This is a genomic window from uncultured Aliiroseovarius sp. (assembly GCF_947497285.1).
GTDB lineage: Bacteria > Pseudomonadota > Alphaproteobacteria > Rhodobacterales > Rhodobacteraceae > Aliiroseovarius.
This window is the reverse complement of the sequence record NZ_CANMFT010000008.1, coordinates 46,704-63,253: the sequence shown is the minus strand read 5'-3', so window position 1 is coordinate 63,253 and position 16,550 is coordinate 46,704. Positions and strand designations below refer to the sequence as shown.

General features: G+C 59.8%; 18 protein-coding genes and 1 tRNA gene. 8 read left to right on the top strand and 11 right to left on the bottom strand.

Annotated features, from left to right (window positions below; translation table 11 throughout):
- Window positions 1-51 precede the first annotated feature (51 nt).
- Window positions 52-795, top strand: coding sequence for an RNA methyltransferase (locus Q0864_RS13990; protein WP_298571209.1), 744 nt, complete (start codon window positions 52-54; stop codon window positions 793-795).
- Here Q0864_RS13990 and Q0864_RS13985 read toward each other — a convergent pair whose 3' ends face one another.
- Window positions 796-1,272: a disulfide bond formation protein B gene (locus Q0864_RS13985; protein WP_298570979.1), complete on the bottom strand. Its 477-nt coding sequence runs from the start codon at window positions 1,270-1,272 to the stop codon at window positions 796-798.
- Window positions 1,269-1,847: a YqaA family protein gene (locus Q0864_RS13980; protein ID WP_298570977.1), complete on the bottom strand. Its 579-nt coding sequence runs from the start codon at window positions 1,845-1,847 to the stop codon at window positions 1,269-1,271. The genes Q0864_RS13985 and Q0864_RS13980 overlap by 4 nt, the downstream gene beginning before the upstream one ends.
- A gap of 160 nt (window positions 1,848-2,007) precedes the next feature.
- Between Q0864_RS13980 and Q0864_RS13975 the strand changes: the two genes are divergently transcribed.
- The 7 genes from Q0864_RS13975 to Q0864_RS13945 all read left to right on the top strand — a co-directional run bounded on the left by Q0864_RS13975 (window position 2,008) and on the right by Q0864_RS13945 (window position 8,518).
- Window positions 2,008-2,850, top strand: coding sequence for a neutral zinc metallopeptidase (locus tag Q0864_RS13975; protein ID WP_298570976.1), 843 nt, complete (start codon window positions 2,008-2,010; stop codon window positions 2,848-2,850).
- A gap of 297 nt (window positions 2,851-3,147) precedes the next feature.
- Complete coding sequence (locus Q0864_RS13970; RefSeq protein WP_298570974.1) at window positions 3,148-4,185, top strand: TRAP transporter substrate-binding protein; 1,038 nt, start codon at window positions 3,148-3,150, stop codon at window positions 4,183-4,185.
- A 129-nt stretch (window positions 4,186-4,314) separates the two neighbouring features.
- A complete protein-coding gene (locus Q0864_RS13965) occupies window positions 4,315-4,899 on the top strand; it encodes a TRAP transporter small permease (protein WP_248364999.1) in 585 nt (194 codons plus the stop codon).
- On the top strand, window positions 4,896-6,248 hold the full coding sequence (locus Q0864_RS13960; RefSeq protein ID WP_248364998.1) for a TRAP transporter large permease: 1,353 nt from the start codon (window positions 4,896-4,898) through the stop codon (window positions 6,246-6,248). The genes Q0864_RS13965 and Q0864_RS13960 overlap by 4 nt, the downstream gene beginning before the upstream one ends.
- Window positions 6,249-6,323: 75 nt before the next feature.
- Window positions 6,324-6,409, top strand: a tRNA-Leu gene (locus Q0864_RS13955).
- A 67-nt stretch (window positions 6,410-6,476) separates the two neighbouring features.
- Window positions 6,477-7,589, top strand: coding sequence for a cystathionine gamma-lyase (locus Q0864_RS13950; RefSeq protein ID WP_298570970.1), 1,113 nt, complete (start codon window positions 6,477-6,479; stop codon window positions 7,587-7,589).
- 254 nt (window positions 7,590-7,843) lie between these two features.
- Window positions 7,844-8,518: a Hint domain-containing protein gene (locus Q0864_RS13945; protein WP_298570968.1), complete on the top strand. Its 675-nt coding sequence runs from the start codon at window positions 7,844-7,846 to the stop codon at window positions 8,516-8,518.
- A gap of 23 nt (window positions 8,519-8,541) precedes the next feature.
- Here the strand turns inward: Q0864_RS13945 and Q0864_RS13940 are convergent, their stop codons facing one another.
- From Q0864_RS13940 to Q0864_RS13900, 9 genes are all read right to left on the bottom strand, one after another.
- On the bottom strand, window positions 8,542-9,159 hold the full coding sequence (locus Q0864_RS13940; RefSeq protein WP_298570966.1) for a nucleotidyltransferase family protein: 618 nt from the start codon (window positions 9,157-9,159) through the stop codon (window positions 8,542-8,544).
- Between the two features lie 5 nt (window positions 9,160-9,164).
- Window positions 9,165-10,520: a branched-chain amino acid ABC transporter permease gene (locus Q0864_RS13935; RefSeq protein WP_298570965.1), complete on the bottom strand. Its 1,356-nt coding sequence runs from the start codon at window positions 10,518-10,520 to the stop codon at window positions 9,165-9,167.
- A complete protein-coding gene (locus tag Q0864_RS13930) occupies window positions 10,517-11,527 on the bottom strand; it encodes a branched-chain amino acid ABC transporter permease (protein ID WP_298570963.1) in 1,011 nt (336 codons plus the stop codon). Before Q0864_RS13930 ends, Q0864_RS13935 begins: the two co-directional genes overlap by 4 nt.
- Complete coding sequence (locus tag Q0864_RS13925; protein WP_298570961.1) at window positions 11,527-11,868, bottom strand: hypothetical protein; 342 nt, start codon at window positions 11,866-11,868, stop codon at window positions 11,527-11,529. The genes Q0864_RS13930 and Q0864_RS13925 overlap by 1 nt, the downstream gene beginning before the upstream one ends.
- Window positions 11,869-11,870: 2 nt before the next feature.
- Window positions 11,871-12,698 carry an ABC transporter ATP-binding protein gene (locus Q0864_RS13920; protein ID WP_298570959.1) on the bottom strand — a complete coding sequence of 276 codons (828 nt, stop codon included), beginning with the start codon at window positions 12,696-12,698 and terminating at the stop codon, window positions 11,871-11,873.
- Entirely contained in the window at window positions 12,695-13,477 is a 783-nt protein-coding gene (locus Q0864_RS13915; RefSeq protein ID WP_298570957.1) for an ABC transporter ATP-binding protein, read from the bottom strand. Before Q0864_RS13915 ends, Q0864_RS13920 begins: the two co-directional genes overlap by 4 nt.
- Before the next feature lie 88 nt (window positions 13,478-13,565).
- A complete protein-coding gene (locus Q0864_RS13910) occupies window positions 13,566-14,756 on the bottom strand; it encodes an ABC transporter substrate-binding protein (RefSeq protein WP_298570956.1) in 1,191 nt (396 codons plus the stop codon).
- A gap of 84 nt (window positions 14,757-14,840) precedes the next feature.
- Window positions 14,841-15,368 (bottom strand): GNAT family N-acetyltransferase, encoded by a 528-nt coding sequence (locus tag Q0864_RS13905; protein ID WP_298570954.1) that lies wholly within the window; start codon window positions 15,366-15,368, stop codon window positions 14,841-14,843.
- Complete coding sequence (locus Q0864_RS13900; RefSeq protein ID WP_298570953.1) at window positions 15,365-16,354, bottom strand: GlxA family transcriptional regulator; 990 nt, start codon at window positions 16,352-16,354, stop codon at window positions 15,365-15,367. The genes Q0864_RS13905 and Q0864_RS13900 overlap by 4 nt, the downstream gene beginning before the upstream one ends.
- Between the last annotated feature and the right edge of the window lie 196 nt (window positions 16,355-16,550).

The following is a 16,550-nucleotide window of genomic DNA, read 5'->3' as shown; positions in this document are numbered from 1 at the left end:
CCAGCGTATCACGCGGCCAACCAAAAGGAAGGATCGGCGGTGGCGGATCAAATGACGGACAATCTGGGACCTCAGCCTGAAATCGTGCTGGTGCGCCCGCAGATGGGGGAAAACATCGGGGCGGCCGCGCGCGCGATGCTGAATTTCGGGCTGGAACGGATGCGGATCATCGCGCCCCGCGATGGCTGGCCGAACCCATCGGCGGTGGCCATGGCGTCTGGGGCAGGGCGGGTGCTGGACGCCGCCGGGGTCTATGACACGCTCGCGGACGGGATCGGCGATTGCGATTACGTCTATGCCACCACGGCGCGCTCGCGTGATCTGGCAAAACCGATCCTCAGCCCCGAACGTGCGATGGCCGAGGCACGCGCAATGCGGGCGGCGGGCAAGAAAGTCGCGATCCTGTTTGGGCCAGAGCGGACAGGGCTTGAGAATGACGAGGTCGCGCGGGCCAACGCGACAATCTCGGTCCCGGTGAACCCGGAATTTGCGTCACTGAACCTTGCGCAATGTGTGCTGCTGACGGCTTACGAGTGGCGACGACAGACCACCGAGGTTCAGCATGAGGTGATGGAGTGGGCCGGGTCCGAGCGCGCGCAGGCGATCGAGGTCGAAAAACTGGCCGAGCATTACGAGGCGCGGCTGGACGAGGCTGGGTTCTTTTACCCGCCGACCAAAGCCCCCGTGATGAAAACTGCGCTGCGCAATATGTGGAGCCGCATGCCGATGACACGCGCGGATGTGCAGATTTTCCACGGTATTTTGCGCCAGCTTCTGCGCGGCAAACAGGACTGATCAGCCCTTTCGAGTGGCTGCCACAACCCAGATGACGGCCAGACCCAGCGATCCAACCGCGTTCAGGTTGGCCATGGTGACGCCAAACATCTCCCACGGGATTTCATCGCAGCGGATCAGCGGGGCGTCGTTGATTTGCGCCAGAAGATCGTCGACCGACAGGTCCGCGACACCGCCGCCGGTGCAGGAACTCGGACCGTCCCACAGTTTGCGTTCAACGCCGGAATGGAAAAAGCCGATTGCGGATGTCGTTGCAGCCGCCAATGCGCCCAGCCATGCCAGCACTTTCTGACGCAAACCCAACGCGACACCGCCAATCAGGACGGCGGCGGCATGGGGCCAGCGTTGCCACAGGCACATCTCGCAAGGCGCATAGCCCAGCGCCTGAAAGACAAATGCGCCAGCCAGCATCAGCGCAGACGACGCAGCGGCAATGGCGATCCATTGGTTTGCGGTGAGGCGGTCAAGATAGCTCATAGGTATTTCACCATGTAAAAGCCGCCGAGCAGGATCACGACGAACAGGATGAACATCAGGCCAAGGCGACGTTCGATAAAGTCGCGGATCGGCGCGCCGAACTTCCACAACAGGGTGGCAACGACGAAGAAACGAAGGCCACGCGCGATCACGCTGGCCACCATGAAGACACCAAAGTTTAGCCCCGTGGACCCCGACAGGATGGTGATGACCTTATAGGGGAAGGGGGTCACGCCGGCAATCAGCACCGCCCAGGCACCCCACTTGTTATAGGTGTCAGCGAAATGGCCGAACTCGTCGGTCTTGCCGTAGAACTCCAACACAGGTTGGCCGACGCTTTCGAACAGGCCCCAACCGATGAAATAGCCAAAAGCCCCGCCGATGACAGACGCGACCAGCGCGACCGTGGCGATAACGAAGGCGCGCGACGGGCGGGCAATGATCATCGGGATCATCAAGACATCCGGCGGGATCGGAAAGACCGAGCTTTCCACAAACGCCACCAACGCCAACGCCCAAAGCGCGTGGCGGGTGTCAGCCAACCCCATGGTCCAATCGTAAAGACGCCTGATCATCTGCGTGCCTCTTGTTTTTGCCTCACGAACCATGCGGGCCCTGCCGCGTCAAGAGTGAGCTGCAAGATCATGGCTTGATGCGTGGGGGTTGGCCGTTAAACTGCACAGGTCTGGATGACACGGGATGGCCCCGTGCAAATTACGAGTGCTGGAGAACAAGATGAAGTGGCAGGGACGGCGGGGAAGTCGCAATATCGAGGACCGTCGGCGCGCTGGTGGCAAGGCGCAGGTGGGTGGTCTTGGGCTGTTGGCCGTGTTGGCAATCGGGTATTTCCTTGGGGTCGATGTGACACCGTTCTTGCAAGATGGAGGTGCCATCGGCGGCGGTGGCGGCGGGGGTGAAATCACCGAAGCCGACAAGCAGGCGGGTGAATTTGTCTCTGTCACTCTGGCGGATACCGAAGATGTCTGGGACGATCTTTTCCGAACGCAAGTGGGGCAGGCCTACAACCCGGTGACGCTTGTCTTGTATAAAGGCGTGACACAAAGCCCTTGCGGAGGCGCCTCGGGGGCGACCGGCCCGTTCTATTGCCCCGGCGATAACAAAGTGTATCTGGACACCAGCTTTTTCACCACATTGTCACGCCAGCTTGGCGCGCGTGGCGATTTTGCAGCAGCCTATGTGGTGGCCCACGAGGTCGCGCACCATGTGCAGGACGAACTTGGCATTTTGGGGCAGGCAAATGCGATCCGCGCGCAGGTCAGTGACGCCGAGGCGAACGCCATTTCGGTCCGGATCGAGCTGCAAGCCGACTGCTACTCCGGCATCTGGGCGCGCGAAGTGCAAGCGCGCTTTGGCACGTTGGAGCGCGGCGATATTGCCGAAGCGATGAATGCCGCGCGGCAGATTGGCGACGACACCTTGCAGCGCAATGCCGGACGGGTGCCAATGCCGCATACCTTCACCCATGGCACATCCGCCCAACGTCAGGCGTGGTTTGTACGAGGATATGAAACGGGCGACATGCGCAGCTGTGACACGTTCTCGGCCGAAGCGCTCTAACGGTGCCTGATTCTCGGCTTCTGGCTCGAAAGACTGTCGCAGCAGACGCTGCAGATACAGGTCTCAGTCGATTGCTTAACGTGGTAAGTAGATCAAATAGATGAACAATTTCAAGGTTGTTGTTTTTGCAATGAAGTTTGACTACCACTTGCACAGCAGCAGGGCCTAACAAAACCGACCAGGCGGTCTAAAAAGCTTGCGTGAAACGGCAGAGCCTGCTCTTATCAGTCCACGCACCGGGCGGAGGAGCCACCGGTGACGAAACGGTCAAAGATCGCGACTTTGGGAGGAAGCGAAATGAAATACACGATGAAAACTGCTTTTGCGGGCGCTGTTGCCTTGGGGCTGACAGCCGGGGCCAGCTTTGCGCAAGAGGTCACGCTGCGGTGCCAACACTTCTTGCCACCCAAAGGCTCGACCCCGCTGTATTTCATGACCCCTTGGGCTGAAAAAATCGAAAAAGAAAGCGAAGGGCGCATCAAGGTCGAACTGTATCCGGCGATGCAACTGGGCGGCAAACCACAGGCGCTGTATGACCAGATCCGCGATGGCGTGATCGACTGTGGCTGGGCGCTGCCGGCCTATACGCCGGGTCGCTTCCCTGAAGCTGAAGCGTTCGAACTGCCCTTCATGACAGGCCGCAATGCCGAAGCCTCTTCGAAAGCCGCGTGGGAGTTTACCCAGAAATACATGCAGGAACGGATGGCAGATGTTCACCTTCTGGCGGTCCATGTGCACGGCCCCGGTGTGATCCACAAGAAGGGCGAGCCCGTGATGGCTCTGGCAGACCTTGACGGATTGAAACTGCGCGGACCGTCCCGTCAGGCCAACGCCCTGTTTGAAACACTGGGCGCGACACCGGTCGGTATGCCCTTGCCGACCTTCCCCGAAGCCCTGTCGAAAGGCGTGGTCGAAGGCGGCGTCATCCCGTGGGAAATCGTGCCGCCGCTGAAGGTGCATGAACTGGCCGACAGCCACACCGAAATCTCGGGCGACCGGTCGCTTTACAACACGTTCTTCATCTGGGCGATGAACAATGACACCTACAACAATTTGCCCGATGACCTGAAAGCCGTTATCGACGCCAATTCGGGGCTAGAAACCTCGGGCTGGGCGGGTGCGTCGTTCGACAAGGGCGATGTAATCGGACGCGAGATCGTGGCTGGCACCGATAACAAGATCCACGAGCTTGATCCGGCGTTGGTCGATGAAATCAAGGTGATCGGCGAGGCGCAGACCGCGGCTTGGGCGGCTGATATGACCTCGAAGGGTCTTGACGGTGAAGGTATGGTTGCCGACGCCAAGGCGCTGGTTGCGAAATACGCCGACAACTGATCGGGTTGCGATGATCGCTTCGGGCAGCCCCGGCTGACCCGAAGCGATTTTGCGCCCGTTTGCCTGACGCACTCAGGCGTGCGGGTCGGGCTTCACACTCACATTTACCAAATTGGCAGGGGACACGCGGTGGCAGTCGCAAAATCAGCACAAGTCCGCATCGGTCGACTGATGGAGGTCAGCAGCCGTTGGATGGCGTATTCAGGCGGGGCCATTCTGGTTGGGATCGCGTTGACCACGGTCCTTTCGATTGTCGGTCGATCACTGTCCGGCTTCGGGTTAAGCCCGATCAAAGGCGACTATGAAATCGTCGAAATGGGGTGCGCGGTGGCCGTGTTTGCCTTCATGCCGTGGTGCCAGCTGAAACGTGGCCATGTGACGGTGGACATCTTTATTTCCAAACTGTCGGACCGCATGCAGGCCGTTCTGGGTCTGATCGGGGATGTGTTTCTGACCGGCGCGGCGTTCATCATCCTGTGGCGGCTGTGGCTGGGATTTGGCGAAAAATTCCCGTTCGGCTCGGACGGGTTGCGCAGCGTGTTTGGCATGGGGTCCAAACCTTTCTTTCCTGAAAGCACCTATGAGCTTGAGATCCCGCTGTGGATCCCGTTCGGCTTGTGCGTGATTGGCGCTGCTTTCTTTCTGATCGTGGCAGCCTTTACGGTCTGGCGGTCCTTCAACTGGGTTCTTGATGGCAAGGAGCAACGGGTATGACCGGCATTGAACTGGCGCTGGTCGCCTTTGCCCTGATGTTGCTGGCCATCTTCCTGCGCCTGCCCATTGGGTTGGCGATGGGGCTGACCGGATTTTTCGGCATCTGGTATATGATGGGCAAACCCGCAGTCACGTTGAGCCAGCTTAAGACGCTGTCTTATGACACGTTCTCCAGCTATTCGCTGTCGATTGTGCCGCTGTTTTTGCTGATGGGGCAGTTTGCCACCAAGTCAGGTATGTCTGGGGCCTTGTTCGAGGCCGCGTCCGACTGGTTGGGGCACCGCAAGGGTGGTGTCGCGATGGCCGCCGTCGGCGCTTGCGCGGGCTTTGGCGCGGTCTGTGGATCGTCGCTGGCGACGGCCTCGACCATGGGGCAAGTGGCCTTGCCGGAAATGCGCAAACGCGGCTATTCCGACGCTTTGTCCACCGGTGTTCTGGCCGCGGGTGGGACGCTGGGCATCCTGATCCCGCCTTCGGTCATTTTGGTGATCTATGCGATCCTGACCGAACAAAACATTGTGAAAATGTTCATCGCAGCCCTTATCCCCGGCATTCTGGCCGCCCTCGGCTATATGCTGACCGTGGCGGTCATGGTGCGCATCAATCCCGACAGCGCGACGACTGCCGAACGGGTGTCTTATGCGCACCGGTTCAGGACGCTTCTGTCCATCTGGCCGGTGGTGGTCATTTTCGGGCTGGTGATGGGCGGCATCGCGGGGGACTGGAACTGGTCCAAAGTTGGCGTTCAGGCGTTGTTTACCCCGACCGAAGGCGCCGCAGTGGGCGCTGTCGCAACCGGCCTTTATGGCATCATGACGGGCGGGCTGAACTGGAAAGGCTTTCTGGACAGCATCCTGTCGACCGCGCAGTCCACGGCGATGATCTTCTTCATCGTGCTGGGCGCGCAGATTTTCAACTCGTTCCTGGCTTTCACACAAGCGCCGCAAATGCTGGCCGAGTGGGTCACCGCACAGGGCTATGCGCCGCTGATGGTGCTGGCTTTGATGCTGGTCGCCTATCTGATCTTCGGCTGTGTCATGGACAGCCTGTCGATGATCCTGCTGACCATTCCGATCTTCTATCCGATCATCGAGGTGCTCGATTTCGGCCTGACCCCGGAAGAGGCAGGCATCTGGTTTGGCATCCTCGCCCTGATCGTGGTCGAGGTCGGATTGATCACGCCACCGGTGGGTATGAACCTCTTCATCATCAACTCGATGGCGCGCGATATTCCGATGTCGGCGACCTATCGTGGTGTGGCGCCGTTCGTGCTGTCAGACCTGATCCGCGTCGTGGTTCTGGTCGCCTTTCCGGGCATCACGCTTTGGCTGGTCGGGGTCATGTTCTAGAACATGCAAATTCGTGCGGGGCGGGGCAAAAACTTCGTTGACCTTGCCCCGGCGCTTGGGTAATTCCAACCCAGTGCCCAAGTGGCGGAATGGTAGACGCAGGGGATTCAAAATCCCCCGCCTTCACGGGCGTGAGAGTTCGAGTCTCTCCTTGGGCACCATCCGATATCCGATCAGACCGATGCCGCAACAGGCACGTGTCCGCGCGGAGCGACGCAGGAGCCTGCCATGACGGATCACCCACCCAGCAAACGCGCCGCCGATCTGCTGCACCTTCGGGGGCAGGGGCTGTCAAAAGGGGAACCGGTGGCGTTGCCGCTTGTCTCAAGCTCGATGTTCCACCTGCCGGGTGACCCGGATGGCGCGGCCAGCTACGGGCGCGTGGACAACCCGACATGGGAGGCGCTTGAGCATGCCTTGTCCGTTCTGGAAGACGCGCCTTGCGTGGCATTTCCATCCGGTATGGCGGCGATTTCCGCGGCGTTGTTTGCGACGCTGAAAACCCGCCAGACTTTGTTGATCCCGTCGGATGGCTATTACGTCACGCGCAGCCTGTCAGAGCGGTTTTTGTCCCAACTTGGCGTGACCGTGATCCAGCGTCCGACCTGTGACTTTGCCACGGGCGGTTTCAACGGCATTGATGTCGTGTTCATCGAAAGCCCGTCAAACCCCGGCCTTGATCTGTGCGATATCGCCGCCATCACGGCAGAGGTGCGTGCCATGGGCGGGGTGACAGTCGTGGACAACACGACAATGACGCCGTTTGGACAGCGCCCGCTGGATCTGGGCGCGGACATGGTCGTGGCGTCAGACACGAAGGCGCCCGGCGGGCATTCCGACATGCTGATGGGCCACGTCGCCACGCGTGACGAGGCCTTGCGCGCCGCGGTGCTGGACTGGCGCAAGATGTCGGGCAGCATTCCTGCCCCGCATGCGGCTTGGCTGTTGCATCGCGGGCTGGAAACGCTTGAGGTCCGTTTTGAACGGATGTGTCAGACTGCCCTTGCCGTGGCGCAGGATATGTCATCCCACAAAGCCGTGCGCGCCTTGCGCTTTCCGGGTCTTGCCTCGGACCCGTCCCATGACCTGGCACGCCGCCAGATGCGTCGGTTTGGGTTTCTGATCGGGGTCACGCTGGCCGACAAGGCAACAGCAGAACGGTTTATCGCGCAGTGTGCCTATCTGCGGCCGGCGACATCGTTCGGTGGGGTGCACAGCTCGGCCGAACGGCGTGCACGCTGGGGCGACGATGTGGCCGAAGGTTTTGTGCGGATATCGGTCGGGTGCGAGCCGCAAGAGCCATTGCGCGCCGAGATCATGACCGCGCTGGACCGGCTTTAGGGGGCAAAGCCGCGTCTGAAACAGAATCGTCACACTCCTGCCACAGACCTGCCACGCCCATTCACTGAAATGCGCAAGAGTGGCTCTCTTTTAGGGTGAAAAGCAGTAAGGGCGTGCCCAGCGGCTTGCTGTAAATACCACTGACGATAGAAAATTCACCAATTTTGATAGTTTTTCTTCATAATTTCGGCATGAATTGGCTATAGAGATGGTCTGACCAGAGACCCATCTGGCCTGTGTTGAGGTATATCGAGTTGAGCTTTCGTGATCTGAAATCCGAACAATCCAGTTCGCTTTCACAAGCGGGTTTCGCGCCCTTCGGCGTGGATCACGCCCCGCTGCGTCCGTCGCAAGCCCGCAACGCAATTGCGGCTTCCGGCATTTCGGCCAATTCCCGCATTGATACGTTGCGCGGCAAGGTCGCGGCCCGCGATCTGCGCGAAGGTGATCAGGTCAAGATCTACGGCGATAAATTCGCGACCCTGCGTTGGGTGGGCCTGTCGCGCCAAGGCAACAACAGCGATCTGCCAATGCGCCGCGTTGAAACTGACGGCTCCCCTAGCACGACGTTGCTGTCGCCCGACAACCTGGTGATGGTCCGCCATCCCCGCACCGAGCTTTTGTTCGGCACCAATGAAGTTCTTTGCCCCGCGCGCTTTCTGGCTGATGCGGGGCTTTTCGTGCAAGACGATACCGTCACCCCGGTTTTCGTGCACCTGCTGTTTGAGACCTACGAGCTGATCAAATGCGGAGAGGATTGGGTCGAAAGCCTGATGCCGAACATGTCCCATATCCGGTCGGCTGATCTGGGTGTCGCGAAGGAAATCACCGCAGTTCTGCCGCGCTTGGAAACCAAACATGGGCTGGCTTCGTATGTGCGCAACCGTCCGGTTCTGAATGCCCGCGAGGCATTGGTGCTGTTTAGCTGATCACTGAAAAAGCGCGTGCTTGACTAAGGCTCTCTGTCGCCATTGGCCCGGCCTTGTGCCTGTTGCCAGCTGTCCCAATCCGTCTGTCGATCAATATCTGTCGTGGCGTGACGTCGTGGCAAGTGCACCAGACGCGCGGGCGATGTTTTCACCACCTCTTTTGCGCCTGTATCGCCGCAAAGCGCCTCCAATTGGGGTCGCATTTGGGCTGGAAACAGGACCGGGTGACCCGCGGTTCCGTCAGGCTCTGCCCCGCGGATCACGTGTTTGCCATCGAAGGACGAACAAACTCTGTTGATGTCTTCGGTGGTGATGGCGGGCATGTCGGCCAGAAGCACCAAGATGGCGTCAAGCCGGGCTGGAAGTGTCGCAACGGCTTGCGCCATGCAATGCCCCATCCCCAATTCCGCATCGGCACACAGAACCGGGTTGGCCCCTGAGGCACGGGTGATGTGGTGGCGGTCGCGGGCATGATCGCCAAGCGCGACATAGACAGGGTGACCCGTCGCGATTGCCACGCTGATCCGATCCTCAAGCAGGGTCTGGCCCGTCGCTTGCCGCAGCAAAAGCTTGTCACATCCCATCCGCAGAGACTGGCCTGCCGCCATCACAAGTATGGCGATATGGGGGGCGGGGGGCATCGAGGCTATTTCTCGGGGATCAAGCCTCGTGGCGAGAAGCGCAGAACCAGCAAAAGGATCAACCCCATCGAGAACAGCCGCATATGTGCCGCCGAATCCAACAGGTGGGCCTTCAGCGCAGATCCGTCCGCCATGCCAGAGGTCACGACCGACATCAGCCAATAGCCGATCGGCTCGACCTGTATCCAGAAAAACCAGATCACAAAGGCGCCCAGAACGGACCCCAGATTGTTGCCCGACCCGCCAACGATCACCATCACCCAGATCAGAAACGTATAGCGCAGCGGTTGATAGGTGCCCGGCGTCAACTGTCCATCAAGTGTGGTCATCATCGCGCCCGCAAGCCCACACAATGCAGACCCCAACACAAAGATCTGCAAGTGCCGCTTGGTCACGTCCTTGCCCATCGCCTGCGCTGCAACCTCGTTGTCACGGATGGCGCGCATCATGCGGCCCCAAGGCGAATTAAGCGACAATTGTGCCAAGATGATCAGCACGACAAGCACCACGGTGAACAGCGCGGAATAAGACAGCTTCACCGCGATGGTCGATGCGGTGGTGATATCCGTGCCCCATGCCTCGGCGCGCGTGGCGAATTCGGCGCTTTGCTGCAGGTCGATCTCGTAAGGGACGGGGCGGGGCAGGCCGATCACGTTCTTCACGCCTCGCGCCATCCAGTCTTCATTCTTCAATACGGCGATGATGATCTCGGCGATGCCAAGCGTCGCGATGGCAAGATAGTCAGACCGCAGACCCAACGCGGTTTTGCCCACGATCCACGCAGCCCCCGCCGCAAGCAATCCGCCGACCGGCCAGGCGAGAACCGTCATGTAGCCATGCGCCCGATAATTGTCCGGCCCGCCGGGGTTCAGCCCGCCAAGATAGCCGGTTTGCGCCGGGTTCACGGCCTCGACCCCGACAACGCCTGCGTCGAACACCCAGCGGTAAAGGACGAAACCCAGAACCAGCGTCGCCAGCATGGTCAATATGCGCGTGCGTCCCGGTGCCATGCGCTTGTTTTGCAATACCACAAGCATGATCGTAGCCGCACCCAGCGCCAACCCGGCGATGATGCTATTGCCACCTGCCGCCCAGGTGCCGGGTGTTGCGGGCATCGACACCAATACCGTCGCCAGCCCGCCAAGGGCCACGAAGCCCATGATCCCGACATTGAACAGCCCGGCATAACCCCATTGCAGGTTCACGCCCAGCGCCATGATCGCCGAAATCAGCGCCATGTTGAGAATGGACAGAGAGGAGTTCCAGCTGCCCGCAAAAATCCACCAGTCGGTCGAACCTTGCAGGATGAACAAAAGCGCGACCAGCGCGAACAACAGCGGCGTGCGAATGGACTGGCTCATACCGATTGCCCCTTGAAAAGCCCGGTGGGCTTGAACAGCAGAACGACGATCAGGATGACGAAGCTGACCGCGAATTTATAGTCGGTGGACATCAGCTGCACCAACCCGGATGGCTCTAGGCTTTCGGGCAACACGTAGGTCGCGACTTTTTTCCAGGCATAGGTCACCGTCACCTCGGAAAAAGCGATCACAAAGCCGCCGGCAATAGCGCCCAGCGGATTGCCCAGCCCACCCACAATAGCCGAGGCAAAGATCGGCAGTAGAAGCTGGAAATAGGTGAAGGGCTTGAAGCTTTTGTCCAGCCCGTAAAGCACGCCCGCGATGGTGATCAGGCCTGCGACGATGATCCATGTGATCATCACCACCCGTTCCGGATTGATGCCCGACAAAAGCGCCAGGTCCTCGTTGTCAGAGAAGGCGCGCATGGATTTCCCCGTGCGGGTTTTGTTGAGGAACCAGAACAGCGCGGCGACGACGATCACCGCAGTGATGATTGTCAGCCCCTGACTGGTCTTGAAGGCCAACCCCTCGTCCAGTCCGGTCAGTTCCTTGAATTTACGCGCGCTGATGATGAAGCGGGCGCCATCGGCAAACCGCTGGTCGTCGGTGCCAATGATGAAACGGACGATCCCGTTCATGATGAACATCACCCCGATAGAGGCCATGACGAACACGATCGGTTTGGCTTTGACCTGCCGATAGAAGCGATAGACCACCCGGTCGGTCGCCAGCAGCATCATCGAGGTTGCCACGATCCCGAAAGGCAGCGCCAGAAGTGCGGTGGGCAGGGGGTCGATCGAGACACCCATGGATTGAAACCACCACGTGATCAGGATCGTCACCATGGCCCCAAACGCCATGCTGTCGCCATGTGCGAAGTTTGAAAACCGCAAGATCCCGTAGATCATGGTGACGCCCAAGGCCCCTAGCGCCAATTGGCTGCCATAGGCAATCGCGGGGGTCAGCACGAAGTTGGAAAGCGCCACAATGGCATTTAGGAAATCCATCAGAACTCTCCCTCGCAGGTGCCGATATAGGTGATTGCAGCGGGGCCTTCATTGGCGTGGGTGGTGAAGCGCGCGGCGTCCGCGTTGCGCGACAACAGGTATTCAGCGCCCTCGCCGGTGGCGAAAATCGTGGTCAGACTGCCCTCGGATTTGACACCGACGACGACAAGATCGCCGAAATCCGTGATCAGTTTCGCCTCGTCCAACGCGGCGGACAGCGCAAAACTGGTGTCCTGACAGGGCTCGGCCTCGTAACATTCGGTGGTGAAGGTGCAGGTCTGCGCAGCGGCAGGCACCGCGCCCAAACAGCTCAGCAAGACGGCATATGTGGGTTTCAACATGCTCATCCCCCCAGAAAGCTTTGACGCACTTCGGGGTTGGCCAGCAGTTCCTTGCCCGTGCCCGTATGTCCGTTGGCGCCTTGCACCAACACATAACCCTTGTCGGCGATTTCCAGCGCCTGGCGGGCGTTTTGTTCGACCATCAGGATCGAGATGCCAGTGCGCGCGACCTCGATGATGCGGTCAAACAGCTCGTCCATCACGATGGGGCTGACCCCGGCTGTTGGTTCGTCCAGCATCAGGACGGTTGGCTTGGTCATCAAGGCGCGGCCCACGGCCACCTGTTGACGTTGCCCGCCCGACAGCTCGCCCGCCGCCTGATTGCGTTTCTCATGAAGGATCGGGAACAGGTCATAGACCTGCGCCATCGTTTTCGAGATATCGTCCTGGCGGATAAACGCACCCATCTCGAGGTTTTCTTCGACCGTCATCGACGTGAAGATGTTTTGCGTCTGCGGCACAAACCCCATGCCCTTGCCCACCCGCGCCTGCGGGCTGAGGTCGGTGATATCCTCGCCATTCAACCGCACCGAGCCCTGGCGCAGGTTCAGCATGCCAAACACTGCCTTCATCGCCGTGGATTTCCCCGCGCCATTGGGGCCGACGATCACAGCGATTTCGCCTTTTTCGACGGCGATGGTGCAATCATGCAGAATGTCGGGTCCGTTTTTGCCATAGCCACCGGTCATGCTGTCGCCGATCAGAAAGGCGTCGCCCGTGTGCATTTTATGCTTGGTGCCGGTGGCCGGGATCATCGTGCCCTGACCCTTGGGGTTCACGATCGAAGCGTCTTTGTTGCCGCGCTCGGACTGATAGGGGTTCTGGCTCATGCGCCCACCATCTCCTTGTTTTTCAGACCTGTGCCCAGATAAGCTTCGATCACGTGCTCGTTTGCCTTGATCTCGGCCAGCGTGCCTTCGGCCAGCACTTTGCCTTCGGCCATGCAGATGACAGGATCGCAAAGGCGTTCGATGAAATCCATGTCGTGTTCGATCACCACGAATGTGTAGCCGCGTTCTTCGTTCAGGCGTTTGATGGCATCGGCGATGGTATAGAGCAGAGTGCGGTTCACGCCCGCGCCGACCTCGTCCAGAAAGACGATTTTGGCGTCGACCATCATGGTGCGGCCAAGCTCCAACAGCTTTTTCTGCCCGCCCGAGATTTCACCCGCGCGCAGGTCAGCGATGTGCGAAATGGTCAGGAATTCAAGCACTTCGTCGGCGCGGGCGCGCAGTGCGCGTTCTTCGTCCGCGATCCGCTTGCGGCCAAACCACGTGTCCCAAAGCTTTTCACCCGTCTGGTTGCCGGGCACCATCATCAGGTTCTCGCGACACGTCATCGAGCCAAACTCATGCGCAATCTGAAAGGTGCGCAGAAGCCCTTTGTGAAACAGTTCATGCGGTGCAAGGCCGGTAATGTCTTCGCCCGCCATTGTGACGCGCCCTGATGTCGGCTGAAGCACACCGGCAATCACGTTAAACAGCGTGGTTTTGCCCGCGCCATTGGGACCAATGAGCCCGGTGATAGAGCGTTCCTCGATCCGCATGGATGCGCCATCCACCGCGTGGAAGCCGCCAAAATGCTTGTGAACGTCTTCGATGACGATCATCTATCCCCCTTCGCAGCGTGATCTCGCTGCTTAACTTACCAAAACAGCCCGGAAAGACCGGGCTGTTTCATTGTTTCTAAGGTGCAGATCAGCGGTATTGAACCGTGACCATCTTGCCGCCTTCGATCTTGATCTGACGATAGGAACCGGCTGCTTCGCCGCCATCCACGAACTCGACCGCTGTTGCGCCGACATAGTCGATGTCACCGCCATCCGCCAGAATTTGCAGACCTTTGGCCAGTTCGCCGGGGAAGATTTGTTCGCCGGGGGCGTTTGCCACCATCTCGACCTTCGACGCATAGTCGCCGGGTTCTGCCGAGCCTGCGGCTTGCATCGCCAGCAACAGCAGGGCAGCCGCGTCATAGCTTTCGCCGGAATAGGGCGAGGTCACGTCGAACTTGTCGCCCACCAGCTCAGCGAACGTGGCAGCGCCGGGGCTGTCCGTGCCCGGAACCTGACCGGTCGAGCCTTCAATTTCGTCGCCGAAATTGGCTTCGAGGTTCGACCCGATCATCCCGTCGGGGAAGTGGAACATGTCAAACGCACCGGTGTCCAGCGCGCCGCGCACGATGCCAGCACCGCCTTGGTCAACATAGCCCGCAACCACCAGCAGATCGCCGCCAGCCGATGCCAATGCACCAACTTCAGCGGTATAGTCGGCTTTGCCGTCTTCATGCGCAGCCACGATGGTCACGGTGCCGCCTGCCGCTTCGTAAGCGGCTTTGAACGCATCGGCCATGCCTTTGCCGTAGTCGTTGTTGGTATAGGTCACAGCGACCGAGTCCACGCCGTTTTCGCGCAGGATCTGTGCCATGATGTCCGACTGGCGCGCATCCGACGGTGCGGTGCGGAAGAACAGGCCGTTGTCTTCTGCAGTCGACAGGCCGGGTGACGTTGCCGAAGGCGAGATCATGACGATGCCGTTGGGCAGGGCCACGTTGGCCAGAACTGCTCCGGTCACGCCCGAACAGTCGGGGCCCATCAGGCCTTTGACGCCGTCGCCGGTGATCAGTTTTTCAGCAGCAGCGGTGGCCGCGGCACTGTCGACACAGGTCGAATCAGCGCGCACGCTTTCGACTTTCTTGCCGCCCAGCAGCAGGCCCGAGGCCGAAACCTCTTCCATCGCCAGTTCGGCACCCCCCGCCATATGCGGCGTCAGGCTTTCAATCGGGCCGGTAAAGCCAAGGATTGTGCCGATTTTGATGGTTTCATGGTTGTCGGCATAAGCTGCGCCACCCACAAGTGCGGTGGCGGCGGTTGCCATCAGAAACTTCTTCATTTTCTTTGTCTCCCAATTGGAAAATTCCGGGGCCGAGCGTAGGCAAGCGTTTCGGAAAAGAAAAGGGAGAAGCGTGTTGAACGCCTAAAAAACCGGGTCTTCTTTGGCGGCGGTCGCCTGCGGACGGGGCAGGGCGAAGTCCGTGCTGTCACACCATTCGCCGTATAGGTGTAAGGTGCGCGGTCTACGCCCGGTTTCGTGGAAGCCGAGATGCGTCAACAGACGGGCCGAGACAGTGTTGCGCGGGTCAATCTCTGCGGTGATACGATCAATGTCGGCGCGGGTTTGCCATGCTGCTTCGATCACTGCACCCAAGGCTTCGCGCGCCAGACCTTGGCCCCAATGGTCGGGATGAAGGATATAGCCCAGCTCGGCGATGCGCCACAGCCCAGCTTTGCCAATCACGGCTCCATCACGTTCGACGACAAACTCAAGCCCGGTATCGGCGTGGGATGCGATCATATTGTCCAGCACGCGCTCTGTGCGGGCGATGTCGTCATGTGTTTCATGGCTCCAATACCGCATCGCCTCAGGGTTGGAGAAGATCGTGTGCAACGCCGGCAGATCGCTCGGAGCGGGCGCGCGCAGCAACAGGCGCGGTGTCTGGATCACGTCGGCGCCTTTGCCGCGTGGCTGCCGCGTTCACGATAGGGCGTCGTGTCGTAATGCGACCGGTAGCATTTCGAGAAATGCGACGGGCTGGAAAAGCCGCAGGCCAAGGCCACGTTGATCACGCTCATATCGGTTTGCATCAACAGGTTGCGGGCTTTTTGAAGACGCAACTCCATGTAATACCGCTTGGGCGAGCGGTTCAGATAACGGCGAAACAGCCTCTCTAACTGGCGGGTGGACATGCCGACTTCGGAAGCAAGGGTCGAGGGCGAAATCGGATCCTCGATATTTGCCTCCATCTTCTGGATCACGTCGCTAAGCTTGGGGTGCCGCACGCCGATCCGCGTCGGCACGGACAGGCGCTGGGTGTCCCGATCCGTGCGGATCGACGTATAGATCTGTTGATCGGCCACCACATTGGCCACGTCCTCGCCGTGATCATCCGCGATCAGTTTCAGCATCAGGTCGATCGACGACGTGCCGCCCGCTGCCGTCATCACGTTCCCGTCGATGACGAAGACGCGCTTGGTCAAATCGACATCGTCGAACTCTTCAACGAAGCTGTCGTGGTTTTCCCAATGAATGGTGGCGCGTTTGTCCGCCAGCAACCCGGCGCGCGCCAGAACATGGGCCGCCGTGCACAGCCCAACCACGCGCACACCGCGACGCGCTTCGCGGCGCAACCAACCGAGCAGTTTGGGGGTGCAGTGGGTTTGAACATCAACGCCTGAGCAGATGATAACGGTGTCGTCGCGCTTTAGCTCGCCCAGATCGCTGTCCAGATTGAATGAGGCACCCGCAGACGACGTCGCCACCGCGCCGCCTTCGCCCATGATGACCCAATCATACAGCCGCTGTCCGGCCGCGCGGTTGGCAATGCGCAGCGCATCCAGTGCACCGGCAAAGCTCAGCAAGGTGAACCCTTCCACCAAAACAAAGACGAAACGGCGCGCCGTCATGTCTGCCGGCGAGGTCTCTCTGGTCATGAACGTTACCTTCTTGCTGATATTTTTCCCCTTTGGTGCCGGGGACTTCAACAGGTTTCACGGCTTGCGACAAGGCCGAAACTGCCTGCGGCGATATCTGCGGCGATCATAGCTCAGCCCCAAGAATACATGATCATAGCCGGTCACAGGCCAGTCACATAACTGTAATTGCACGTTAGCGCTGGTCAGGTTAGAA

What these genes read in the sequence shown, in the direction of transcription:
- Q0864_RS13990 (WP_298571209.1), top strand. Translation starts at nt 52, where the DNA reads ATGACGGACAATCTGGGACCTCAGCCTGAAATCGTGCTGGTGCGCCCG.
- Q0864_RS13985 (WP_298570979.1), bottom strand. Translation starts at nt 1,272, where the DNA reads ATGAGCTATCTTGACCGCCTCACCGCAAACCAATGGATCGCCATTGCC.
- Q0864_RS13980 (WP_298570977.1), bottom strand. Translation starts at nt 1,847, where the DNA reads ATGATCAGGCGTCTTTACGATTGGACCATGGGGTTGGCTGACACCCGC.
- Q0864_RS13975 (WP_298570976.1), top strand. Translation starts at nt 2,008, where the DNA reads ATGAAGTGGCAGGGACGGCGGGGAAGTCGCAATATCGAGGACCGTCGG.
- Q0864_RS13970 (WP_298570974.1), top strand. Translation starts at nt 3,148, where the DNA reads ATGAAATACACGATGAAAACTGCTTTTGCGGGCGCTGTTGCCTTGGGG.
- Q0864_RS13960 (WP_248364998.1), top strand. Translation starts at nt 4,896, where the DNA reads ATGACCGGCATTGAACTGGCGCTGGTCGCCTTTGCCCTGATGTTGCTG.
- Q0864_RS13950 (WP_298570970.1), top strand. Translation starts at nt 6,477, where the DNA reads ATGACGGATCACCCACCCAGCAAACGCGCCGCCGATCTGCTGCACCTT.
- Q0864_RS13940 (WP_298570966.1), bottom strand. Translation starts at nt 9,159, where the DNA reads ATGCCCCCCGCCCCCCATATCGCCATACTTGTGATGGCGGCAGGCCAG.
- Q0864_RS13935 (WP_298570965.1), bottom strand. Translation starts at nt 10,520, where the DNA reads ATGAGCCAGTCCATTCGCACGCCGCTGTTGTTCGCGCTGGTCGCGCTT.
- Q0864_RS13930 (WP_298570963.1), bottom strand. Translation starts at nt 11,527, where the DNA reads ATGGATTTCCTAAATGCCATTGTGGCGCTTTCCAACTTCGTGCTGACC.
- Q0864_RS13925 (WP_298570961.1), bottom strand. Translation starts at nt 11,868, where the DNA reads ATGTTGAAACCCACATATGCCGTCTTGCTGAGCTGTTTGGGCGCGGTG.
- Q0864_RS13920 (WP_298570959.1), bottom strand. Translation starts at nt 12,698, where the DNA reads ATGAGCCAGAACCCCTATCAGTCCGAGCGCGGCAACAAAGACGCTTCG.
- Q0864_RS13915 (WP_298570957.1), bottom strand. Translation starts at nt 13,477, where the DNA reads ATGATCGTCATCGAAGACGTTCACAAGCATTTTGGCGGCTTCCACGCG.
- Q0864_RS13910 (WP_298570956.1), bottom strand. Translation starts at nt 14,756, where the DNA reads ATGAAGAAGTTTCTGATGGCAACCGCCGCCACCGCACTTGTGGGTGGC.
- Q0864_RS13900 (WP_298570953.1), bottom strand. Translation starts at nt 16,354, where the DNA reads ATGACCAGAGAGACCTCGCCGGCAGACATGACGGCGCGCCGTTTCGTC.